Source organism: Streptomyces sp. NPDC046712 (genome assembly GCF_040645695.1).
In the GTDB taxonomy this organism is placed as follows: domain Bacteria; phylum Actinomycetota; class Actinomycetes; order Streptomycetales; family Streptomycetaceae; genus Streptomyces.
Window position 1 is genome coordinate 76847 of the sequence record NZ_JBEYYW010000005.1, and the last position, 22219, is coordinate 99065.

General features: G+C 70.8%; 22 protein-coding genes and 5 tRNA genes. 20 read left to right on the forward strand and 7 right to left on the reverse strand.

The genetic code is table 11. The annotated features are described in order from the left end of the window. Window positions 1–4 precede the first annotated feature (4 nt). Entirely contained in the window at window positions 5–3736 is a 3732-nt protein-coding gene (locus tag ABZ939_RS08805) for a nitrate- and nitrite sensing domain-containing protein (RefSeq protein ID WP_361850841.1), read from the reverse strand. Between the two features lie 546 nt (window positions 3737–4282). On the opposite strand from ABZ939_RS08805, the gene ABZ939_RS08810 reads away from it, so the two are divergent. The 10 genes from ABZ939_RS08810 to ABZ939_RS08855 all read left to right on the forward strand — a co-directional run bounded on the left by ABZ939_RS08810 (window position 4283) and on the right by ABZ939_RS08855 (window position 9000). Next, window positions 4283–4471: a hypothetical protein gene (locus ABZ939_RS08810; RefSeq protein ID WP_361850843.1), complete on the forward strand. Its 189-nt coding sequence runs from the start codon at window positions 4283–4285 to the stop codon at window positions 4469–4471. Window positions 4472–4549: 78 nt separating this feature from the next. Beyond that, window positions 4550–5344 carry a fumarylacetoacetate hydrolase family protein gene (locus tag ABZ939_RS08815; RefSeq protein WP_361850845.1) on the forward strand — a complete coding sequence of 265 codons (795 nt, stop codon included), beginning with the start codon at window positions 4550–4552 and terminating at the stop codon, window positions 5342–5344. Then, window positions 5337–6812, forward strand: coding sequence for a glutamate--tRNA ligase (gltX, locus tag ABZ939_RS08820; RefSeq protein ID WP_361850847.1), 1476 nt, complete (start codon window positions 5337–5339; stop codon window positions 6810–6812). Before ABZ939_RS08815 ends, gltX begins: the two co-directional genes overlap by 8 nt. Window positions 6813–6930: 118 nt before the next feature. Next, a complete protein-coding gene (locus tag ABZ939_RS08825; protein ID WP_361850849.1) occupies window positions 6931–7602 on the forward strand; it encodes a DUF4241 domain-containing protein in 672 nt (223 codons plus the stop codon). A 26-nt stretch (window positions 7603–7628) separates the two neighbouring features. Next, the gene (locus ABZ939_RS08830) at window positions 7629–8351 is read left to right on the forward strand and encodes an HAD family hydrolase (RefSeq protein ID WP_361850851.1); all 723 of its coding nucleotides are present in this window, start codon (window positions 7629–7631) and stop codon (window positions 8349–8351) included. Window positions 8352–8444: 93 nt separating this feature from the next. After that, window positions 8445–8516, forward strand: a tRNA-Gln gene (locus tag ABZ939_RS08835). A 42-nt stretch (window positions 8517–8558) separates the two neighbouring features. Further along, window positions 8559–8631, forward strand: a tRNA-Glu gene (locus tag ABZ939_RS08840). 88 nt (window positions 8632–8719) lie between these two features. Continuing rightward, window positions 8720–8795: transfer RNA gene (locus ABZ939_RS08845), tRNA-Glu, on the forward strand. Window positions 8796–8813: 18 nt separating this feature from the next. After that, window positions 8814–8885, forward strand: a tRNA-Gln gene (locus ABZ939_RS08850). Window positions 8886–8927: 42 nt separating this feature from the next. After that, a tRNA-Glu gene (locus tag ABZ939_RS08855) sits at window positions 8928–9000 on the forward strand. A 126-nt stretch (window positions 9001–9126) separates the two neighbouring features. Here ABZ939_RS08855 and ndgR read toward each other — a convergent pair. After that, the gene (gene ndgR / locus ABZ939_RS08860) at window positions 9127–9843 is read right to left on the reverse strand and encodes an IclR family transcriptional regulator NdgR (RefSeq protein ID WP_005311436.1); all 717 of its coding nucleotides are present in this window, start codon (window positions 9841–9843) and stop codon (window positions 9127–9129) included. A gap of 140 nt (window positions 9844–9983) precedes the next feature. Here ndgR and leuC point away from each other — a divergent pair, with 140 nt between their 5' ends. The 4 genes from leuC to ABZ939_RS08880 all read left to right on the forward strand — a co-directional run bounded on the left by leuC (window position 9984) and on the right by ABZ939_RS08880 (window position 13143). Continuing rightward, the gene (leuC, locus tag ABZ939_RS08865) at window positions 9984–11408 is read left to right on the forward strand and encodes a 3-isopropylmalate dehydratase large subunit (protein WP_361850853.1); all 1425 of its coding nucleotides are present in this window, start codon (window positions 9984–9986) and stop codon (window positions 11406–11408) included. A gap of 6 nt (window positions 11409–11414) precedes the next feature. Next, window positions 11415–12008: a 3-isopropylmalate dehydratase small subunit gene (gene leuD, locus ABZ939_RS08870; protein ID WP_361850855.1), complete on the forward strand. Its 594-nt coding sequence runs from the start codon at window positions 11415–11417 to the stop codon at window positions 12006–12008. Between the two features lie 104 nt (window positions 12009–12112). Continuing rightward, a complete protein-coding gene (locus ABZ939_RS08875) occupies window positions 12113–12340 on the forward strand; it encodes a hypothetical protein (RefSeq protein ID WP_361850857.1) in 228 nt (75 codons plus the stop codon). Between the two features lie 143 nt (window positions 12341–12483). Next, complete coding sequence (locus tag ABZ939_RS08880; RefSeq protein ID WP_361850859.1) at window positions 12484–13143, forward strand: HU family DNA-binding protein; 660 nt, start codon at window positions 12484–12486, stop codon at window positions 13141–13143. Between the two features lie 130 nt (window positions 13144–13273). On the opposite strand, the gene ABZ939_RS08885 is transcribed toward ABZ939_RS08880, so the two are convergent. Then, window positions 13274–13492: a hypothetical protein gene (locus ABZ939_RS08885; protein WP_361850861.1), complete on the reverse strand. Its 219-nt coding sequence runs from the start codon at window positions 13490–13492 to the stop codon at window positions 13274–13276. A 10-nt stretch (window positions 13493–13502) separates the two neighbouring features. Further along, a complete protein-coding gene (gene cofC, locus ABZ939_RS08890; protein WP_361850863.1) occupies window positions 13503–14150 on the reverse strand; it encodes a 2-phospho-L-lactate guanylyltransferase in 648 nt (215 codons plus the stop codon). A gap of 162 nt (window positions 14151–14312) precedes the next feature. Between cofC and ABZ939_RS08895 the strand changes: the two genes are divergently transcribed. The 3 genes from ABZ939_RS08895 to ABZ939_RS08905 all read left to right on the forward strand — a co-directional run bounded on the left by ABZ939_RS08895 (window position 14313) and on the right by ABZ939_RS08905 (window position 17293). Continuing rightward, window positions 14313–15065 (forward strand): lysophospholipid acyltransferase family protein, encoded by a 753-nt coding sequence (locus ABZ939_RS08895; RefSeq protein WP_361850865.1) that lies wholly within the window; start codon window positions 14313–14315, stop codon window positions 15063–15065. Beyond that, complete coding sequence (locus ABZ939_RS08900) at window positions 15062–16063, forward strand: NAD(P)H-dependent glycerol-3-phosphate dehydrogenase (protein ID WP_361850867.1); 1002 nt, start codon at window positions 15062–15064, stop codon at window positions 16061–16063. The genes ABZ939_RS08895 and ABZ939_RS08900 overlap by 4 nt, the downstream gene beginning before the upstream one ends. 90 nt (window positions 16064–16153) lie before the next feature. Continuing rightward, window positions 16154–17293 (forward strand): D-alanine--D-alanine ligase family protein, encoded by a 1140-nt coding sequence (locus ABZ939_RS08905; RefSeq protein WP_361850869.1) that lies wholly within the window; start codon window positions 16154–16156, stop codon window positions 17291–17293. 28 nt (window positions 17294–17321) lie between these two features. On the opposite strand, the gene ABZ939_RS08910 is transcribed toward ABZ939_RS08905, so the two are convergent. Both ABZ939_RS08910 and ABZ939_RS08915 read right to left on the reverse strand, forming a co-directional pair. Then, window positions 17322–17816: a DUF3515 domain-containing protein gene (locus ABZ939_RS08910; RefSeq protein ID WP_361851297.1), complete on the reverse strand. Its 495-nt coding sequence runs from the start codon at window positions 17814–17816 to the stop codon at window positions 17322–17324. A gap of 23 nt (window positions 17817–17839) precedes the next feature. Next, the gene (locus tag ABZ939_RS08915) at window positions 17840–18073 is read right to left on the reverse strand and encodes an Lrp/AsnC ligand binding domain-containing protein (protein WP_028802415.1); all 234 of its coding nucleotides are present in this window, start codon (window positions 18071–18073) and stop codon (window positions 17840–17842) included. Between the two features lie 242 nt (window positions 18074–18315). On the opposite strand from ABZ939_RS08915, the gene ABZ939_RS08920 reads away from it, so the two are divergent. Continuing rightward, window positions 18316–19278 (forward strand): thiamine-phosphate kinase, encoded by a 963-nt coding sequence (locus tag ABZ939_RS08920; protein ID WP_361850871.1) that lies wholly within the window; start codon window positions 18316–18318, stop codon window positions 19276–19278. Next, window positions 19275–20066: a bifunctional hydroxymethylpyrimidine kinase/phosphomethylpyrimidine kinase gene (gene thiD / locus ABZ939_RS08925; protein WP_361850873.1), complete on the forward strand. Its 792-nt coding sequence runs from the start codon at window positions 19275–19277 to the stop codon at window positions 20064–20066. The genes ABZ939_RS08920 and thiD overlap by 4 nt, the downstream gene beginning before the upstream one ends. 97 nt (window positions 20067–20163) lie before the next feature. On the opposite strand, the gene rpmB is transcribed toward thiD, so the two are convergent. After that, entirely contained in the window at window positions 20164–20349 is a 186-nt protein-coding gene (gene rpmB / locus ABZ939_RS08930; protein ID WP_003957616.1) for a 50S ribosomal protein L28, read from the reverse strand. A 239-nt stretch (window positions 20350–20588) separates the two neighbouring features. Here rpmB and ABZ939_RS08935 point away from each other — a divergent pair, with 239 nt between their 5' ends. Beyond that, window positions 20589–22187, forward strand: coding sequence for a DAK2 domain-containing protein (locus ABZ939_RS08935; RefSeq protein ID WP_361850875.1), 1599 nt, complete (start codon window positions 20589–20591; stop codon window positions 22185–22187). Window positions 22188–22219 lie beyond the last annotated feature (32 nt).

The following is a 22219-nucleotide window of genomic DNA, read 5'->3' on the forward strand; positions in this document are numbered from 1 at the left end:
TCAACTAACGCTCCTGCTGGTGGGTCGGGCCGAGGTGGAAGCTACCCGTGGTCGAGTTGCCCGCCTGGCGGCCCTGTTGGATACCGCGGCGCAGATTGGTGAGCCGGCCGCGGACGTCGTCGGGTGCACGCGAGACCTGAGGGCCGGCCGTGTGGGCCTGCTCCTGCGCGGTCCCGGGTACGAGGTTGGCCTTCGGAACCCGTCGCGGCAGTCCGGAGGTGGTGACACCGCCGGCCGCGGGCTTGCGGACCCGCTCGGCCTGGCGCACCAGCTCGTCGTTGGGCGAGGTCCGCCAGGAGGCGGGCCCGCCGGCCTGCTGGCCGCCGTCGCCGCCCTGTGCGGCGGGGCGCCGCGGGGCCGGGGACGCGGGCTGCTGAGGCACGGCCGGGGTCTGCATCGTCTGGTCGACGGCACCCCGTCCGTTGTCCTGCTGCTGACCCTGACCCTGACCGTGGAACCAGTTGGTCTCCAGCGTGTCGTACAGGGGGGTCCGGGCGTCGCTCGGGCCGCTCGCCGGAGGCAGGGCCTCGGGCTGGCGGGGCTGCTGCAACTGGGGCTGCTGAGGCTGCTGAGGCAGGTTTCCGGCCGGGCGGGGCGCACCGTAGTCGCTTCCGCCGCGCTGGCGCTGGGCCGGGGGCTGCTGCGGCTGGTACCCCTGCGGGGCCTGGGCCTGCTGGGGCGCCTGCTGCGGCTGTCCGAAGTCCGGGCGCGGGAACTGCGCGGTGGACGCCGGGTCCTGCGCGGCCTGCGGCTGGTACGCCTGCGGAGCCTGCTGGGGCCTCTGCTGCGGCTGTCCGAAGTCCGGGCGCGGGAACTGACCGGTGGAACCGGGGCCCTGAGGAGCCGTCGGACGGGCGTACTGACCCGTGGTCTCCGGCTCCTCGTGACCGCGCGGCGCGTCCAGCGGCGACATCTCCTGCTGCGGGCGGCGGACCGGCTGCGCCTGGTCGTTGCCCCAGCTGGTGGTCTGCGGACGCTGCTGCTGCGGGGCGCCGCCGGGCAGCTCGGCGCGCGGGACGCCGTTCTGACCGGGGCGGCCGCCCTGCGGCGCCTGGTTGCCCTGGCCCTGCTGCGGCTGGGGAGCCTGGGCCTGGTTGCCCTGGTTGCCCTGGTTGCCCTGGGCGTTCTGGCCCTGGTTGCCCTGGCCGCCCCAGACATCCGTACGGGACGGAATGGCGCTCTGCGCACCGCCGAACCCACCGGCGCCGAGCCCCGGACGCTGCGGCTCCTGGGAGACCTGCGGCATCTGCGAGGTCTGCTGACCCTGCGAGTGCGACTGCGGCTGCTGCGGAGCGCCCTGACCCGGGGCCTGGCCCTGCGGACCGTTCGCGCGCGGTCCGCCGTCCCGGCCGGGCAGTGCGGCACGCGGGCCGCTGCCCGCACCGACCTGACCGCGGGCGGCACCCGCACCGGCGCCGAGCCGGCCGGCCGACGCCGACGGCGCGCCACCCATGCCCGGCCGGCCGGCCGAGCCGAGACCACCGGCCGCACCCGGACCACCGGTCAGGCGGCCACCGGGAGCGGAGGGACCCTGCGGCATCGCACCCTGGCCGCCGGGGCCCTGCTTGGGCGCGGGCTTCTTGCCGCCGTGGGCGACGTCGACGGGGAGCATGACGAGCGCGGTGGTGCCGCCGGAGTCCGACGGGCGCAGCTGGATCCGGATGCCGTGTCGCAGGGACAGGCGGCCGACCACGAACAGACCCATGCGGCGGGAGACGGAGACGTCCACGGTCGGCGGCGAGGCGAGCCGCTCGTTGATCGCGGCGAGGTCCTCGGGGGAGAGGCCGATGCCGGTGTCGTGGATCTCGACGAGGACGCGGCCGTCGGGCAGCGCGTGACCGGTGACGCGGACCTTGGTCTGCGGCGAGGAGAACGAGGTGGCGTTCTCCAGCAGCTCGGCGAGGAGGTGCACGAGGTCGTTGACGACGCGGCCGGCGACCTCGGTCGCCGGGACGGCGGCCAGCTCGATGCGCTCGTACTGCTCCACCTCGGAGGCGGCGGCGCGGAGCACGTCGACCAGCGGGACCGGACGGGTCCAGCGACGGCCGGGCTCCTCACCGGCGAGGACGAGGAGGTTCTCACCGTTACGCCGCATGCGGGTGGCGAGGTGGTCGAGCTTGAAGAGCGAGGACAGCTGGTCCGGGTCGGCCTCGCGGGACTCCAGCTCGGAGATGAGCGAGAGCTGACGCTGGATAAGACCCTGGGAGCGGCGCGAGAGGTTGGTGAACATCGCGTTGACGTTGCCCCGCAGCAGGGCCTGCTCGGCGGCGAGGCGGACCGCCTCGCGGTGCACGTCGTCGAAGGCCGCGGCCACCTGGCCGATCTCGTCCCGGGAGTGCACACCGACGGACTCGACGGAGGTGTCGACGTCCTGCGGGTCGGCCTCGGAGAGCTGCTTGACGAGCTCGGGCAGACGGTCCTGGGCGACCTTGGTCGCGGTGTCCTGGAGCCGGCGCAGCGAGCGGATCATGGACCGGGCCACGACGAAGGCGCCGATGAGCGAGACGCCGAGGACGAGGAGGATCAGCGCACCGTTGATGATGGCCTCGCGCTGCGACTCCGCGCGCAGCTCACGGGCCTTGGTCTCCATCTGGCCGAGGAGGCTCTCCTCGATGACGTTCATGGCCTGGAGCTTGGTGCCGTACTCGTCGGTGAAGTTCAGGTGACCGCGGGGAGTGCGGCTGGCCATGCCGGTGTCGTTGCTCAGCACCCGGTCCGCGTACTTGTCGGCGGCCTCGATGGAGGGGTTGCCGGTGGAGAGCGAGGAGGTCAGCTCGGCGGCGTCGCCACCGGCCGACTCGTAGATGGTCTCGAAGGCCTTGAGCTCGACCTTCTCGCCCTGCTGGGCGGCGTAACCGTAGAGACGGTCGCCCTGCTCCAGCTTGCCCGCCCGGCTGTCGCCCGAGGGCAGCGCGGAGGCGATGATCGCCTGCTGGACGGAGGCGTACTCCTTGGCGGACGAGAACGCCGCGAGCGCGCGGGTGCGCTTGATCATCTCCGGGTTGCTGGTCGCCTGCGCCATGTCCTGGGAGAGGCTGAGCAGCGAGCGGATCAGACGGCTGTACGCCTCGACCGTCACCGAGTGGGAGACGCCCTGCTTGTACGCCTCCTGGCGGATGCCGCCGATCTGGACGACCTGGGACGCGATCTGGCTGACGTTCTGGCGGATGCTCTGCAGCGCCTCGTCGCCCTCGGTGGCGGGGATGTCCGCCGTGGCGTCCATGAACGCCTTCTGGGCGCGGTCCGTCGCCTTGCGCGGGTTGGCGACCTGGTAGTCACCGGCCGACTTCCCGTTGGCCAGCGGACCGGCGGACAGGTCACGCTCGGTCTGGAGGGCCTGGGCGAGGTCGGTCGCCTCCTGGGTCAGCTTGGTGAGCAGCTGCATGTGGTCGAGCTGCTCCATGTCCTGGAGCGACTCGCTGATGCGGATGCCGCCGAGGCTGGTGGCCGCGACCACGGGGAGGGTCAGCAGGGCGACCAGACGCGTCGAGATGCGCCAGTTGCGCAGGGCTATTCGCGGCCCGACCTCGTTCTCGGCCCTGGGCTTCTTCGCGGCGTCGGTGGACTCGGTGGCAGAGGTCGTCGCGCCGGAGCGCGCGGAGCCGTCACCGCCCTCACCCGCCGGACCCTGGCCCGGCTTCTGGGCGTGCTGGGCCGAGGAACCGCGGTCGGTCCCGGCGCGAGGCTCCTGCTCCGCGGCAGCGTTGCTGCCATCCCTCTTGAATCGTCCCTGCACTAGCGTCGCAACCTCTGGACCAGGCGTCCTTCCGCGTGAACGGAGAAGACGGTGTCGGCGTCTCGGGACGCGATTGCGCCCCATGGTGGTCGTCGATGACCGGCGCAGTTCCCCCTTCCCCGCCGCTCACCCGGCGCTGCGTTGCGCCCCCTGCGCGCCGGCTTGAAACCCGCGGCGGTGCGTGGAATTCCAGCACAGTGCCGGATCTCCAACAAGGGCCGCGTGTCGGGCATCGGGTGGCATAACAACGCGTGAACATCGTGTCACCCCACGTAGAAGATGATCATGGAGGAATCGGACTTATTAATCCCAAAGAGTCACGTGGGGCGAGTGTCCCAGTCGCGATGATCAGGAGCGGAATGGTTCGTTCAGTGGCGCAATGTCCGTTTCCGTGACCCTGCACCGCGGTCCGTAATGCCGGAATTATCCGTCCGGTGGTGAGCAAACTCACACCTAGATCGTTGTCTTCCCCATGCATTCGAAGGGAATTGCACGTTTAGCCTGACGCTTTACACGACTCCCCGTTCTGTAGAGGCTCGCGAAAACATGAAGACGACGATGCTGCTCCGCTCCACGGCCAACCCCCGCCGCACCACGCTCGCCCACCTCGAGGACGCCGAGCAGCTCGGTCGGGGCGTGCAGCCGGAGCACGCCGCCGAGCTCCCCACGCAGACGGCCAACCCCCGTCGTACGGTCCTCATGACCGTCCCCGAGGCGCCGCAGCCCGCACAGTAATACGGCAGGAGCCGCCCCTCACCGCGTTAGCCTGGACCGTCAGACTCCAGCCAGTACAAGTGAGGGGCGACAGCACTCGTGCGCATCGCCAGATTCTCCATCGACGGCAATGTCGCCTTCGGCGCCGTCGAGGGCGAGGGAACCGTCGAGTCCGGCGGCCTGGTCCTCGACATCATCAAGGGCATCCCGTACACCGACTTCGAGCTGAGCGGCACCAAGGTCCCGCTGAGCAAGGTACGGCTCCTGCCGCCCGTGCTCCCGAACAAGGTCGTGGCCATCGGCCGCAACTACGCGGAGCACGCCGCCGAACTCGGCAACGAGGTCCCGGAGGTCCCCGTCGCCTTCTTCAAGCCGACCACCTCGGTGATCGGCCCCGGCGACGCCATCGAGTACCCCTCCTTCTCCAACGAGCTGCACCACGAGGCCGAACTGGCCGTGGTCATCGGCCGCATGTGCCGTGAAGTCCCCCGCGACCGCGTCAAGGACGTCATCTTCGGCTTCACGTGCGCCAACGACGTCACCGCCCGCGACGCGCAGGCGCGCGAGAAGCAGTGGGCCCGGGCCAAGGGCTTCGACACCAGCTGCCCGCTCGGCCCCTGGGTGGAGACGGGCCTGGACCTGGCCGCCGCGAGCGACCTCACCATCCAGGCGACCGTCAACGGCGAACAGCGCCAGCTCGGTCGCACCAGCGACATGATCCGCTCCATCGAGGACCTGGTCGTCCACATCACCGAGGCCATGACGCTGCTCCCGGGCGACGTCATCCTCACCGGCACCCCCGCCGGGGTCGGCCCCCTCAACGTCGGCGACGAGGTCGCCGTCACCATCGAAGGCATCGGCACTCTCACCAACAAGGTGATCAAGCGTGGCTAACGCGAACGTCCGCGTACGTTTCTGTCCCTCCCCGACCGGCAACCCCCACGTGGGCCTGGTCCGCACCGCCCTCTTCAACTGGGCCTTCGCCCGGCACAACCAGGGCACCATGGTCTTCCGTATCGAGGACACCGACGCGGCCCGGGACTCCGAGGAGTCGTACAACCAGCTGCTCGACTCGATGCGCTGGCTGGGTCTCGACTGGGACGAGGGCCCCGAGATCGGCGGCCCCCACGAGCCGTACCGCCAGTCGCAGCGGATGGACATCTACAAGGACGTCGCCGAGAAGCTGCTCGCCGGAGGCCACGCCTACCACTGCTTCTGCACGGCCGTGGAGCTCGAGGCCCGACGTGACGCGGCGCGGCTGGCCGGCAAGCCCTCCGGCTACGACGGCACCTGCCGCAACCTGAGCGCCGAGCGCATCGAGCGCTACCGGGCCGAGGGCCGGGAGTCGATCGTCCGCTTCAAGATGCCCGACGAGCCGATCACCTTCACCGACCTGGTCCGCGGCGAGCTCACCTTCACCCCGGACAACGTCCCGGACTACGGCATCGTGCGCGCCAACGGCGCCCCGCTGTACACCCTGGTCAACCCGGTCGACGACGCCCTGATGGAGATCACCCACGTCCTGCGCGGCGAGGACCTGCTCTCCTCCACCCCGCGCCAGATCGCGCTCTACAAGGCGCTGATCGAGCTGGGCGTCGCCAAGGAGATCCCGGCCTTCGGTCACCTGCCGTACGTGATGGGCGAGGGCAACAAGAAGCTCTCCAAGCGCGACCCGCAGGCCTCCCTCAACCTCTACCGGGAGCGCGGCTTCCTGCGCGAGGGCCTCCTGAACTACCTCTCCCTCCTGGGCTGGTCGTTCTCGGCGGACGAGGACATCTTCACCATCGAGCAGATGGTCGAGAAGTTCGACATCGCGGACGTCAACGCCAATCCGGCGCGCTTCGACCTGAAGAAGGCCGAGTCGATCAACGCCGACCACATCCGCATGCTGGACGTGAAGGCGTTCGCCGCGGCCTGCGAGCCCTGGCTGCGGGCCCCGCACGCCAACTGGGCGCCCGAGGACTTCGACAGCGCCGCCTGGGAGGCCATCGCGCCGCACGCCCAGACCCGGCTCACCGTCCTCTCGGACATCACGGCCAACGTGGACTTCCTCTTCCTGCCCGAGCCGGTCTTCGACCAGCCCTCGTGGGACAAGGCGATGAAGGGCGAGCCGGCCGCGCTGCTCACCACCGCGCGCGGCAAGCTGGAGACCGCCGACTGGAGTGACCCCGAGTCCCTCAAGAGCGCTGTCCTGGCCGCCGGTGAGGAGCACGGCCTGAAGCTCGGCAAGGCCCAGGCCCCGGTCCGCGTCGCGGTCACCGGTCGCACGGTCGGCCTGCCGCTCTTCGAGTCGCTGGAGATCCTGGGCAAGGAGAAGACCCTCGCCCGCATCGACGCGGCGCTGGCGAAGCTGGCGGGCTGAGCCCTTCGCACACGTCCCGTGGGGCGGTGGTCGGACTTTCCGGCCGCCGCCCCACGGCGTTGTCGCACCCCCTGGCTAGGGTCGGTCCCGTCGAGCCCTACCGCGAAAGGCCCCTGCCGTGCCGATGACCGCCCGCGACTACGCCCGGATCTTCACCCCGGGCACCTCCTTCTCGTACGAGGACGGCCTCGCCGGGACGATCTCCGTGGTCGAGGTCGGCGAACTGGCCCTGCCCACCGGCCGCGTCGTCGCCTGCGACCCCTTCGTGTACCTGGGGAGCGGCGAGACAGAGCCCTTCACCGCCGAGGTGCCTCCTGGCCGGTACGCGGTGCAGGCGGCCGTCGCCACGCTCGTACGCCCCGGAGCGGAGCCCGGCCCACACCCGCACACCCGGGTCGCCGCCGTCCGCCTCACCGTCCGTGACGCTCCTGCCGTCTCCTGGGAACTCGCCCTTCTCCCCGGCCAGGACATCGCCGAACTCGGCGAGGACGAGTTCTACGGCTACGGCGTGGACGCCGGGACCGGCTGCTTCTACGACGCCTCGGCCGACGGCGCCTTCCCCGGCACCGAGGACGAGGAAGGCGCCGTGTGGGCGGCGATGGAGACCGTCGGCCACGGGCCCGGGGTTTTCATGGCCGAGGGCGAGAACAGCCACAACCTGGCCGGCTTCACCTCCGGCTGGGGCGACGGCGCCTATCCGACGTGGATCGGCCGGGGCGCCGACGGCGCGCTCACCTGCTTCGTCACCGACTTCTTCGTCGTCCCCGCGGACCGGATCGACCGCGTCTGACCGGGGCGCGGGGGTACGGTCGAGCCATGGCCATACGCGCCGTCCTGTGGGACATCGACGACACCCTCTTCGACTACGCCCGCGCCGACACGGCCGCCCTGGGCGCCCACCTGTCCGTCGAGGGGCTGATCGACCGCTACCGCACCGTCGAGGAGGCGCTGGCGCGGTGGAAGGAGCTCACCGTCGTCCACTGGAGGCGCTTCGAGGCCGGCGGGGTGGACTTCCAGGACCAGCGGCGTGAGCGGGTGCGCGACTTCCTCGCCGCGCCGGGGCTCACCGACGCCGAGGCGGACGACTGGTTCGAGCGGTACATCGCGCACTACGAGGCCGCCTGGGAGCTCTTCCCCGACGCCCTGCCCGTCCTCGACGTCCTGGCCCGTGACTACCGTCACGCCGTCCTGTCGAACTCCAGCATCCACAACCAGGACCGCAAGCTGCGCGTCCTCGGCGTACGGGACCGCTTCGAGGCCGTCGTCTGTGCCGCGGAGCTCGGGTTCGCCAAACCGGCCGCCGAGGCCTTCCATGCCGCCTGTGCCGCCCTCGGGCTGGCTCCGGAGGAGGTGGCGTACGTCGGCGACCAGCCGGACATCGACGCCCGCGGGGCGGCCGAGGCGGGGCTCAGCGGGATCTGGCTGGACCGCGCCGGCACCGGCGGGCGACCCGAGCTGACCCGCATCACGGACCTCCACCAGCTCCCCGGTCTGCTGCGCGGGGATACCCGTTTTGGAGCGCCGGACACCTTCGGGTAATGTTCTTCCTGCGCCGAGGGGAGCAAGCCGAAAGGCCGAAACCCCCGGAGCACAACCCGAACAAGATCCCCCTCGACGGGGATCGAGTTTTGGTGGCCTATGGTGTAATTGGCAGCACGACTGATTCTGGTTCAGTTAGTCTAGGTTCGAGTCCTGGTAGGCCAGCTCGCAGAGCTCATCTGCATGTACGCGGATCTCATCCGCAAAGCCCCCGTTGTGTAGCGGCCTAGCACGCTGCCCTCTCAAGGCAGTAGCGCCGGTTCGAATCCGGTCGGGGGTACAGATCCATCCTGCGGATCACCAGGGTCGCTCCCGGTGAACACGCGGTGACATCACCCGGCACTCTGGTGCCGGGTGGGATCGCTAGGGCCCCCGTTGTGTAGCGGCCTAGCACGCCGCCCTCTCAAGGCGGTAGCGCCGGTTCGAATCCGGTCGGGGGTACCAACTGGTCTAAACCACCAGTGGCCTATGGTGTAATTGGCAGCACGACTGATTCTGGTTCAGTTAGTCTAGGTTCGAGTCCTGGTAGGCCAGCGTAGTAACATCATGCGACTCCGTCGCGTGGTCATTGATCTTGCCCCCGTTGTGTAGCGGCCTAGCACGCCGCCCTCTCAAGGCGGTAGCGCCGGTTCGAATCCGGTCGGGGGTACGCATAGAGGAAGCCCTTCCCTTCGGGGGAGGGCTTCTTCGCTGTTCGGGCACGCACGCACAACTCCGGCCCACCGCTGCGGCGTTGAAGCGGTGGGCCGGATTCGTGCAGGAGGGACGGAGAGGATCAGCCGTTGCGGCGAAGCGCCTCGGAGAGGCGGGCGGCGGCGTCGATGACCGCCTGGGCGTGCATGCGGCCAGGGTGGCGCGTCAGGCGCTCGATCGGCCCGGAGACCGACACGGCGGCCACCACGCGGTTCGACGGGCCACGTACGGGCGCGGAGACGGACGCCACGCCCGGCTCCCGCTCGCCGATCGACTGCGCCCAGCCGCGGCGCCGTACGCCCGACAGCGCGGTCGCCGTGAAGCGGGCGCCCTGAAGGCCGCGGTGGAGCCGCTCGGGCTCCTCCCAGGCCATCAGGATCTGCGCCGAGGAGCCGGCCTTCATGGTCAGCGTGGAGCCGACCGGGACCGTGTCCCGAAGGCCGGACAGCCGCTCGGCGGCCGCCACGCAGATGCGCATGTCTCCCTGGCGTCGGTAGAGCTGGGCGCTCTCGCCGGTGACATCGCGCAGATGCGTCAGTACGGGGCCCGCGGTGGCGAGCAGGCGGTCCTCACCGGCCGCGGCGGCGAGCTCCGCCAGGCGCGGTCCGAGGATGAACCGGCCCTGCATGTCGCGAGCCACCATCCGGTGGTGTTCCAGTGCCACGGCGAGGCGATGTGCCGTGGGTCGTGCGAGTCCCGTCGCCGCGACCAGACCTGCGAGGGTGGCCGGACCGGACTCCAGGGCGCTCAGGACAAGGGCTGCCTTGTCGAGAACGCCCACGCCGCTAGAGTTGTCCATGCAACGATATTCACGTCTCACTCTGTGAAACGCAAGTTCAATTTTCCTGGGATCTTGCGACCCTGGTGAGGCGGCCGCACAACGGCTCGCGAAACGGGTCTCTAGTTGTGTCGGCGATCACGTCGGCCGGAGGGAAAGCGATGGGTAGGACACTCGCGGAGAAGGTCTGGGACGACCACGTCGTCCGGCGCGCCGAGGGCGAGCCCGACCTCCTCTTCATCGATCTGCACCTGCTGCACGAGGTGACCAGCCCCCAGGCGTTCGACGGCCTGCGTCAGAACGGCCGGCAGGTGCGGCGCCTCGACCTCACCATCGCCACCGAGGACCACAACACCCCGACCCTCGACATCGACAAGCCGATCGCGGATCCGGTCTCCCGCGCCCAGTTGGAGACCCTGCGCAAGAACTGCGCCGAGTTCGGTGTACGGCTGCACCCGCTGGGCGACGTCGAGCAGGGCGTTGTCCACGTCGTGGGCCCGCAGCTGGGTCTGACCCAGCCCGGCACCACCGTCGTCTGCGGCGACTCGCACACCTCCACGCACGGCGCGTTCGGCGCGCTGGCGTTCGGCATCGGCACCAGCCAGGTCGAGCACGTCCTGGCGACCCAGACGCTGCCGCTGGCCCGCCCCAAGACCATGGCGATCACCGTCGACGGCGAGCTGCCCGAGGACGTCACCGCCAAGGACCTGATCCTGGCGATCATCGCGAAGATCGGCACCGGCGGCGGTCAGGGCTACATCCTGGAGTACCGCGGCTCCGCCATCGAGAAGCTCTCGATGGAGGCCCGGATGACCATCTGCAACATGTCGATCGAGGCCGGTGCCCGCGCGGGCATGATCGCCCCCGACGAGACCACCTTCGCGTACCTGAAGGGCCGCGCCCACGCCCCCGAGGGCGAGGACTGGGACGCCGCCGTCGCGTACTGGAAGACCCTGAAGTCGGACGAGGACGCCGTCTTCGACGCCGAGGTCGTCATCGACGCCGCCGCGCTGGCGCCGTTCGTCACCTGGGGCACCAACCCCGGCCAGGGCGCGCCGCTTTCGGCGAACGTCCCCGACCCGGCTTCGTACGAAGACGCTTCGGAGCGCCTGGCCGCCGAAAAGGCCCTGGAGTACATGGGGTTGACCGCCGGGCAGCCGCTGCGGGACATCAAGGTCGACACCGTCTTCGTAGGCTCCTGCACCAACGGCCGCATCGAGGACCTGCGCAACGCCGCCGCCCTGCTGGAGGGCCGCAAGGTCGCCGAGGGCGTCCGGATGCTGGTCGTCCCCGGCTCGGTCCGGGTGGCCCTGCAGGCCGTCGAGGAGGGCCTGGACAAGGTCTTCAAGGAGTCCGGCGCCGAATGGCGGCATGCGGGCTGCTCGATGTGCCTGGGCATGAACCCCGACCAACTGGCGCCCGGTGAGCGCTCCGCGTCCACCTCCAACCGCAACTTCGAGGGCCGGCAGGGCAAGGGCGGTCGGACCCACCTGGTCTCCCCCCAGGTCGCCGCCGCCACCGCCGTACTGGGCCACCTGGCCTCCCCGGCCGATCTGTCCGACGTCGCTACGCCCGCGGGGGTCTGAGGAACCATGGAAGCTTTCACCACGCACACCGGCCGGGCCGTCCCGCTGCGCCGCAGCAACGTCGACACCGACCAGATCATCCCCGCGCACTGGCTGAAGAAGGTCACCCGCGACGGCTTCGAGGACGGGCTGTTCGAGGCCTGGCGCAAGGACTCCGAGTTCGTGCTCAACCGCCCTGAGCGGCAGGGCGCCACGGTCCTGGTGGCCGGCCCCGACTTCGGCACCGGCTCCTCCCGTGAGCACGCCGTCTGGGCGCTGCAGAACTACGGCTTCAAGACCGTCATCTCCTCCCGGTTCGCCGACATCTTCCGCGGCAACTCGCTGAAGAACGGCCTGCTGACCGTCGTCCTGGACCAGAAGACCGTGGACGCGCTCTGGGAGCTGACCGAGGCCGACCCGACGGCCGAAATCACCGTTGACTTGGAGCGCCGCAAGGTGCTGGCGGCCGGGATCGACGCCGACTTCGAGCTCGACGAGAACGCCCGCTGGCGTCTGCTGAACGGCCTGGACGACATCAGCCTCACCCTTCAGAACGAAGCCGACATCGCGGCCTACGAGGCGGCAAGGCCGGCCTTCAAACCGCGTACAATTACGGCCTGAGCAGCGCTTTTCCATGACTGCGCCCCCCACCCTCCGGTGGGGGGCGCAGTCGCTTGTTGAGACCCTGTCGGGCGACAACTCGCCCTAGATGGCACAATCGGTGCATGGAACGCGACAGCCAACTCGAGCTCTACGAGGCAGTCGCCGCCCGATTGAAAGAAGCGCACACAAGAGTGCGTGAACTGCAAGTCCCGGAGGGCGTAAGGATGGCGCTGTCCCGGAAGCTGCTGGTCGTCACGGCAGCGGCGAAGCACGATCTCGCGGACGCGGCAGCGCGTCTCGACCGGTTGATGAAGGACCTCGATGAGGGCCGATTCCCTGAAGACGACTGACACCAGGAACTCCGCAACGGCACTTCCGCGTTGCGGCACTAGGGTGATTAGCCCGTTTCGTGTTTGATTTGCGGTATATACATGCCTAACGTGCGAAAAAGCTTGAACACTTTCGTTCTGGCAATGTCTCCGAAGGGGAAGACGTGAACAAGGCGCAGCTCGTAGAAGCGATTGCCGACAAGCTCGGCGGCCGTCAGCAGGCCGCGGACGCTGTCGACGCGGTGCTGGACGCGATCGTGCGTGCCGTGGTCGGCGGGGACCGGGTTTCGGTCACCGGCTTCGGCTCGTTCGAGAAGGTCGACCGTCCGGCCCGGTACGCCCGCAACCCGCAGACGGGTGAGCGCGTGCGGGTCAAGAAGACCTCGGTGCCGCGCTTCCGTGCGGGTCAGGGCTTCAAGGACCTGGTCAGCGGCTCGAAGAAGCTCCCCAAGGGAGGCGAGGTCTCCGTCAAGAAGGCGCCCAAGGGCAGCCTGACCGGCGGTGCTTCCGCGACCGTGAAGAAGGCCGCGGCCAAGAAGGCCACCACCGCCAAGAAGGCCGCGGCCAAGAAGGCCGCGCCGGCGAAGAAGGTCACCGCGAAGAAGGTCACGGCGAAGAAGGCGCCCGCCAAGAAGACCACCGCGGCGGCCAAGAAGACCACGGCGGCGGCCAAGAAGGCGGCCCCGGCGAAGAAGACCACGGCCGCGGCCAAGAAGACCGTCGCCAAGAAGACCGCGCCGGCGAAGAAGGCCACGGCGAAGAAGGCGCCCGCCAAGAAGACGACGGCGCGCAAGACCACCGCCAAGAAGACCGCCGCGAAGTAGGAGTAAGCGGCGCAGGGGCCAAGGGCAACTCACACGCCGGGCCGGGCTCCCCTCGGGGAGCCCGGCCCGCGGCGCGTTCACGCCCTGTTCGGCCCAGTGGCGGCCGTCCGGTGCGGTCGGTTCGCCGAGTTCAGAGGGTCTGCAGGGTCACCAGTGTGATGCGCAGCCCCGCGCCGCCCGTGCCGCCGGCCGCGGGTTCCGTCTCGATCCGCACCCGCTGCCCCGGACGCAGCAGCAACAACCCGCCCGCGTCGAAGGCCTCGGCCCCGAACTCCACCGGGGTGCCGTCGTCGAGCAGCACACTGCCGCTGCGGGTCTCGGGGTCGTACGTGTACGCGGTCGCCTGCATGGGCCGCAGCCTATCCGGCCGTGAGGTAGCGGTGGGCCGCCGTCCGCGGCCCGACACCGAGCGCCAGCGCGGCCGCCAGATCCTCGCCGGTGTCCACGTCCCGGCGTACGGAATCCACCCCGGTCAGCCGGATTTCCACCGCCCCCGAAGACAAATGCCGTCTCCGTGAAGCGCCCCCGAATGCAGGTGCCAATTCCACTCCCGGGCCGGCCGAGAGGAATGTCGTACCGATTTCGGCCGCATCCGCGAGAAATGTCCGGGGGAATTTCCCGGCGGCGTGGAGGACCCGGGCCAGTTCCCCGGGACGCAGGGCCGGCAGGTCCGCGTTGAGCGCCGCGACCCACGCGTCCGGCCGGGACTCCCGTACCGTCCGCGCCCCGTGCGCGAGCGCCGCGTTGAGCCCGGCGGCCGGGGAGTCGGGCACGACCCGCGCCCCGAGCGCAGCCAACGCCGCCGCTGCCACCGGATCATCCGTGACGACCGCCACATCCCGCACACGTCCGCATTCCAGCGCCGCGGCCACCGTGTCCTGCGCGAACGCCAGCGCGAACCGCGGGCGCAGCTGAGCCCCGGTGGCCGCGGCGAGCCTGCTCTTCGCCCGCGCAAGGGGCTTCAGGGGGACGATCAGGGACCAGCCGTCGTCCGGATCGGTGTTCATCGGGGCCCATTCTGGCCCGACACCCCCCGCGCGCGTCCGACGGGCCGGAGGGGCCGGTGCCCGGCGGCGGCGGGAGCCCGGGGCGTACGGTGTCCTCGACAGACCAGGAGCATGGGGCGACACTTGACCCCCTGCACGCCAGTCCCAGAGGAAGGTGCACGAGTGTCCCGCCGCAGAATCGGCTTCTGGTACCGCCTGGCGGCGGTCATCGCTAAACCGCCGCTGGTGGTTCTGTTCAAGCGGGACTGGCGCGGAACGGAACACATTCCGGCCGACGGCGGATTCATCACCGCCGTCAATCACAACTCGTATCTGGATCCGCTGTCCTACGCGCACTACCAGTACAACACCGGACGCGTACCGCGCTTCCTCGCCAAGGCCGGCCTCTTCAAGGGCTCGTTCGTCGGCACGATGCTGCGCGGCACCGGACAGATCCCCGTCTACCGCGAGACGACCAACGCCCTGGACGCCTTCCGCGCCGCCGTCGACGCCATCGAGCGCGGTGAATGCGTCGCCTTCTACCCCGAGGGCACCCTCACCCGCGACCCCGAGATGTGGCCCATGGCCGGCAAGACCGGCGCCGCCCGCGTCGCTCTGCTCACCAAGGCCCCGGTCATCCCGGTCGCCCAGTGGGGCGCCAACCTCGCGATGCCGCCGTACGCCAAGGAGAACAAGCTCCAGCTGTTCCCGCGCAAGACGCTGATCGTGCAGGCCGGCCCGCCCGTCGACCTCTCGCGCTTCTACGACCAGGAGCCGACGCCCGAGGTGCTGCGCGAGGCGACCGAGGTCATCATGGCCGCGATCACCGCGATCCTGGAGGACGTACGCGGCGAGAAGGCACCGGCCGAGCCGTACGACCACCGCAAGGCCCGTCTGGAACAGCGGCGCAAGGCCGCCGGGGAAGGTACGAAGTGACCAAGGTAGCCGTCTTCGGTACGGGATCGTGGGGCACCGCCTTCGCGATGGTGCTCGCCGACGCGGGCTGCGAGGTGACCCTCTGGGGCCGCCGCGCAGAACTCGTCGAGGCCATCAACACCACCCGTACCAACCCCGACTACTTCCCGGGCGTCGCGCTCCCTTCGGGTATCCGGGCCACCACCGACCCCGCCGAGGCCGCCCGCGACGCCGAGTTCACCGTCCTCGCCGTCCCCTCGCAGACCCTGCGCGCGAACCTCGCCGACTGGGCGCCGAAACTGGCCCCCGACACCGTTCTCGTCTCCCTGATGAAGGGCGTCGAACTCGGCACCGCCAAGCGCATGAGCGAGGTCATCGCCGAGGTCGCCGACGTGCCCGTCGCGCGCGTGGCCGTCGTCACCGGCCCCAACCTGGCTCCCGAGATCGCTGCCCGGCAGCCGGCCGCCGCCGTCGTCGCCTGCGCCGACGAAGCGGTCGCCCAGCGGCTCCAGACCGCCTGCATGACCCCGTACTTCCGCCCGTACACCAACACCGACGTCGTCGGCTGCGAACTCGGCGGCGCGGTCAAGAACGTCATCGGGCTCGCCGTCGGCATCGCCGACGGCATGGGGCTCGGCGACAACTCCAAGGCCACGCTGATCACCCGCGGCCTCGCCGAGACCACCCGGCTCGGCCTCGCCATGGGCGCCGACCCGCTCACCTTCTCCGGCCTCGCCGGCCTCGGCGACCTGGTGGCCACCTGCTCGTCGCCGCTCTCCCGGAACCACACCTTCGGCACCAACCTGGGCCGTGGGATGACGCTCCAGGAGACCATCGCCGCGACCAAGCAGACGGCCGAAGGCGTCAAGTCCTGCGAGTCCGTGCTCGATCTGGCCCGCCGCCACGGCGTCGACATGCCGATCACCGAGACGGTCGTCTCGATCGTCCACGAGGGCAAGCCGCCGATCGTCGCCCTCAAGGAACTGATGTCCCGCAGCGCCAAGTCCGAGCGCCGCTGACGGCGGCACGGGCACTCGCACTAGCCCGGACGCGCGCGGCGGGCCGGGGCTCTTAAGCGGAACGAACCCGCAAGGTACGCTCAACGCGTTATGAGCGAGAACACCCAGAGCCCCCGCAAGCCGCGCGTGGCCGTCGTCTTCGGCGGACGCAGCTCCGAGCACGCCATCTCCGTCGTCACGGCCGGCGCCGTCCTGCGCGCCATCGACCGGACCAAGTACGACGTGCTGCCCATCGGCATCACCACGGACGGGCGCTGGGCGCTGACCGCCGACGCCCCGGAGCGGATGGCCATCGCCGAGCGCTCCCTGCCGAACGTCGCCGACCTGACCGAGTCCGAGCAGGGCGGCGTCGTCCTCTCCGTCGACCCGGCCAACCGCGAGGTCGTGTACACCGAGCCCGGCTCCGTGCCCAAGGCGCTCGGCGAGGTCGACGTCGTCTTCCCGATGTTGCACGGCCCGTACGGCGAGGACGGCACCCTCCAGGGCCTCCTGGAGCTCTCCGGCGTCCCCTACGTCGGCGCGGGCGTCCTCGCCTCCGCCGTCGGCCAGGACAAGGAGTACATGAAGCGGGTGTTCACCTCCTTCGGGCTGCCCGTCGGCCCGTACGAGGTCATCCGCCCCCGCGAGTGGGAGCACAACCCCGCGGCCGCCCGCAAGAAGATCGTCGAGTTCGCCGCCGAACACGGCTGGCCGCTCTTCGTGAAGCCCGCCCGTGGCGGCTCCTCCATGGGCATCACCAAGGTCGACGACCTCTCCGGCCTGGACGAGGCCATCGAGGAGGCGCGGCGCCACGACCCCAAGATCCTCGTCGAGTCGCTGCTGCGCGGCCGCGAGATCGAGTGCGGCGTCCTGGAGTTCGAGGACGGCCCGCGCGCCAGCGTCCCGGCCGAGATCCCGCCCGTCACCGACCACGACTTCTACGACTTCGAGGCCAAGTACATCGACTCGGCGTCCGGGATCGTGCCCGCGCCGATCGGTGACGAGGCCACCGCTGAGGTCCAGCGGCTCGCGGTCGCCGCGTACGAGGCCGTGTCCTGCGAGGGGCTGGTCCGCGCGGACTTCTTCCTCACCGAGGACGGCGAGTTCGTGATCAACGAGATCAACACCATGCCGGGCTTCACCCCGATCTCCATGTACCCGCGCATGTGGCAGGAGAGCGGGGTCAGCTACCCCGAGCTCGTCGACCGGCTGATCCAGGCCGCGCTGACCCGCTCGACCGGCCTGCGCTAGGCAGACTCCGGGGCGGTCGCGCTCCGGGCTAGGCGCACTCCGGTTCCAGGGCGCACGGAACGGTCTTCGCCACGGGGGCGGCGAGATCGGTGAGCGGTGCGGCGTCGTGCGCGTACCGCTCGTCCAGCGTCACCTCGACGTACGTCTTCCGGTACACCGTGGTGAAGCGGGGTGCGCCGCCCTCCTGCCGTTCCAGCATCCAGCGCACGCCGTTCACGGAGATGCCCTGGGACTGGGGATCGGTCATCTTTTCGGGCCGGGGGACGCCGCAGCGCAGTACGATCGCCGCATCCCCCCACCCGGCGGTCAGCTCGGACTCGGGCTCCGGATCGTTCCGTCCCAGCCCCGCCACGGTGTCCGGAAGCTCCTTCGCCAGCGCCTGGCAGAGGACGGCCTCCTCCGCCGAAGGGCTGGGAACCGGGACCGACGCCTTCGCGTCCGTGGAGGAGCAGCCCGCGGCGGTCAGCAGCAGAACGGCCGCTGCTGCGGCGGCGGGCAGGCCGAAGGGCCGGTGGGAAGACATCACCGGCCAAGGGTAGACGGGGGCTACAGATGCACGACCGGGCAGGTGAGGGTGCGCGTGATGCCGTCCACTTGCTGGACCTTGGCGACCACCATGCGGCCCAGCTCGTCGACCGTGTCGGCCTGGGCGCGGACGATCACGTCGTACGGTCCCGTCACGTCTTCCGCCTGGATCACCCCCGGGATCTTGGAGATGGTCTCGGCGACGGTCGACGCCTTGCCCACCTCGGTCTGAATAAGGATGTACGCCTGTACCACGGAACCTCCAGGGCGGCCACGAGGATCTTGTGGGAGAAAGGGACGCCACGGTACCGCGTCGCCGAGGGCCGCGGGGAGACCTGCGCGCCCCGAGGCGCCCACAGTGTGGCGTACGCACGACAGAAGTTGACGGTCTACTTGACGGTACCCAGCGCGGTGACGGCTCGCGACCCGCAGAGCGAGCGGTGGAACGAGCGGCGGGCGACGCGCACGGCCGGCACGACAACACGAGGTGAGACGCGGTGAAGGGCACAGTAGGAGAACTGGGGGAGTTCGGGCTCATCAGAGAGCTCACCTCCCGGCTCACCTCCACCCCGGCGGTACGGATCGGGCCCGGCGACGACGCCGCGGTCGTCTCCGCACCCGACCGGCGCGTGGTGGCCAGTACGGACATCCTGCTCGAAGGACGTCACTTCCGCCGCGACTGGTCGACGGCGTACGACGTCGGCCGCAAGGCGGCCGCACAGAACCTCGCCGACATCGCCGCCATGGGCGCCGTCCCCACCGCGCTGCTCCTTGGCCTGGTCGTCCCTGCGGAGCTTCCCGCCACCTGGCCCGTCGAACTCATGGACGGCCTGCGCGACGAGTGCCAGGTCGCAGGGGCGGCCGTCGTGGGCGGCGACGTCGTCCGCGGCGACACCATCACCATCGCCATCACCGCCCTCGGCGACCTGCGCAACCACGACCCGGTGACCCGGGGCGGCGCACAGCCCGGCGACGTCGTCGCCTACACCGGCTGGCTCGGCTGGTCCGCCGCCGGATACGCGGTGCTCTCTCGCGGCTTCCGCTCCCCGCGCGCCTTCGTCGAGGCCCACCGGCGGCCCGAACCGCCGTACCACGCGGGCCCCGCGGCCGCCGGGCTCGGCGCCACCGCCATGTGCGACGTCAGCGACGGACTCATCGCCGACCTCGGCCACATCGCCGAGGCGAGCAAGGTCCGCATCGACCTGCGCTCCGGGCTCATCGACATCCCGACCCAGATGCACGACATCGGCCAGGCCGTGGGTGTGGACCCGCTGCAGTGGGTGCTCACCGGGGGAGAGGACCACGCGATCGTCGCCACCTTCCCGCCGGACGTGAAGCTGCCGGCCCGCTGGAAGGTCATCGGCGAGGTCCTCAACCCCTCCGCGCTGCCGCAGGTGACGGTGGACGGGGCGCCCTGGCACAGCAAGGGCGGCTGGGACCACTTCGGGGGGCACGAGTGAGCCTGCCCCTGGTCCTCACCGTCGCCGGATCCGACTCCGGCGGCGGAGCCGGCATCCAGGCCGACCTGAAGACGATGCTCGCCCTCGGCGTGCACGGCATGAGCGTCATCACCGCCGTCACCGCCCAGAACTCGCTGGGCGTCCAGGGAGCGTGGGAACTGCCCGAGGAGGCCGTTCGGGCCCAGTACCGGGCCGTCGTCGACGACATCGGCGTTCAGGCCGTGAAGACCGGCATGCTGGCCTCCGCCGCGCTCGTGGAGACGGTGGCGGAACTGCTCGCGGGCACCCCGGACACGCCCGTGGTCGTCGACCCGGTCGGGGTCTCCAAGCACGGAGACCCGCTCCTCGCGGCCTCGGCGCTGGATTCCGTACGGACGAAGCTGCTGCCGGTGGCGACGGTGGCCACGCCCAACCTCGACGAGGTGGCGCAGCTCACGGGAGTCGTCGTCGAGCAGGAGTCCGATCTGCGGGAGGCCGCGGCGGCGATCCTGTCGTACGGGCCGCGGTGGGCGCTGATCAAGGGCGGCCATCTCGAAGGGGACGCCGTCGACCTGCTCACGGACGGCAGTGAGGAGCACTGGCTGCGCGCTCCCCGGCACGACAACCGGCACACGCACGGCACGGGCTGCACGCTGGCCTCGGCGGTGGCGTCGGGCCTCGCGAAGGGGCTGACCGTGCCGGAGGCGGTGCGGGAGGCGAAGGCGTACGTGACGGGCGCGATCGCGGCCGGGTTCGCGCTGGGCGCCGGGATCGGCCCCGTGGACCACGGCTGGCGATTCCGCGCCTAGCGGGTTTCGTTTCCGGGCATGGCAAAAGGCCGGTTCACCTAGGTGAACCGGCCTTTCAAGGCAACCGCAGGGGCTGCGCTACGACGAAACGTCGGCGTTAGCGCGAGACCTTGCCGGCCTTGATGCACGAGGTGCAGACGTTGAGCCGCTTCGGCGTCCGACCGACCACGGCACGCACACGCTGGATGTTCGGGTTCCAGCGACGAGACGTACGGCGGTGCGAGTGCGAAATGTTGTTGCCGAAGCCCGGCCCCTTGCCGCAGACGTCGCAGTTGGCAGCCACGGGTCACTCCAAAGACTTCAGATTTACAGTGAAATCCGGCGCACCGGAATCAGAGTTCTGAAGTGGCTTGCCGGGGGAATGGCCCGACTCTCGCCGGGCAACCGAAGCAGCATACAACGGCTGCTCCCGTAGAACGAAACTACCATGACCACCGCCGCCCCCGCCCCGGGCCCAGGTCACGAGCGGGTCTACCCTGCGGTGAGCTCACCGCAGACGCCCCCTAGCAGGAGGATCACCCGTTGCCGCAGACCGCGCAGACCCTCGACGCCGCAGCGGTCCGCTCCTGGTGCGTACGGGCGCTGGACGCGCTCGGCAGGGAGCGCGAGGAGATCGACGCGATCAACGTCTATCCGATCGCCGACGGGGACACCGGCACGAACCTGTATCTGACGGTGGAATCCGCCGCCCAGGCGGTCGAAGCGGCCTTCGCGGCCGACGACCCTGACGCGGGCGACGCCATACGGGCCATGGCGCACGGCGCCCTGATCGGCGCCCGGGGCAACTCCGGAACGATTCTCTCGCAGCTGCTGCGCGGCATGGCGTCCGTGCTCGCGGACGGCCGGGACGGCGACCACCTCGCGCGGTCCCTCGCGGCGGCCTCCCGGGCGGCCCGCGAGGCCGTGGCGCACCCCGTCGAGGGAACGATCCTGAGCGTGGCGGGCGCGGCGGCCGACGCCTGCGAGGGCGGCGGAAGCCTCGTGGCGGTGGCCAGAGGGGCGTACGAGGGGGCCAGGACCGCCCTCGAGGCCACCACCGGACAACTGGCCGTCCTCGAACGTGCCGGGGTCGTGGACGCCGGCGGGCGGGGCCTGGTGGCCGTCCTGGGGGCGCTGGTGGAGGTCGTCTCGGGAGAGGCGCAGCTACGGCCGGCCGGGGCTCACCGGCCGATCGTCGCCGACGAGGTGTGCGACCCCACCGACGGCGCTGATGGATCCGCCGGACCCGCCTTCGAGGTGATCTACCTCCTGGAGGCGGAGGACGCGGCCGTGGAACGGCTGAAGGCCCGGCTGGACGCGCTGGGGGACTCCCTGGTCGTGGTCGGCGGGGACGGGCTGTGGAACGTGCACGTCCACGTCGACGACGCGGGCGCGGCCGTGGAGGCGGGCGTGGAGGCGGGCCGGCCGTACCGGATCCGCATCACCCACTTCTCGGGTGTCACCGAGGTACGGGAGCGGACGCAGCGGGCGGTCGTGGCGGTCGTACCGGGCGAGGGGCTCGCGGGCCTGTGCGCGGAGGCCGGGGCGACGACGGTGCTGGCCAGGCCCGGCGAGCCGCCGGCCAGCGGCGAGCTCGTCGACGCGATCCGGCGGGCCCACGCGCGCGAGGTCGTGCTCCTGCCGAACGACACCGACCTGCGGCACACGGCGGGCGCCGCGGCCGAACAGGTGCGCGCGGAGGGAATCAGGGTCGCCCTGATCCCGACCAGGGCCGCCGTCCAGGGCATCGCGGCGCTCGCCGTCCATGAGCCGGACCGGCGCTTCGACGAGGACGTGGTGGCGATGACGGCGGCGGCGGGGGCGACCCGGTACGCCGAACTCGCCGTCGCCGAACGCCAGTCCTTCACCTCGGCCGGCGTCTGCCAGGCCGGGGACGTCCTCGGTCTGATCGAGGGCGACGTGGCGATCATCGGCCAGGACCTGACGACGACGGCCCGCACGGTCCTGGACCGGATGCTTTCGGCGGGCGGCGAGCTGGTGACCCTGATCGTGGCGGACGAGACCCCGCCGACCCTGGCGACGGCCCTCGAACGCCACGTCCGCGAGACGTACCTTGCGGTCGACACGACGACGTACCGCGGGGGCGTCGGGGCGCCGCCGCTGCTCATCGGCGTGGAGTAGCCCTCCGGGGGGTGGGGGCATCCGTTCCGCCC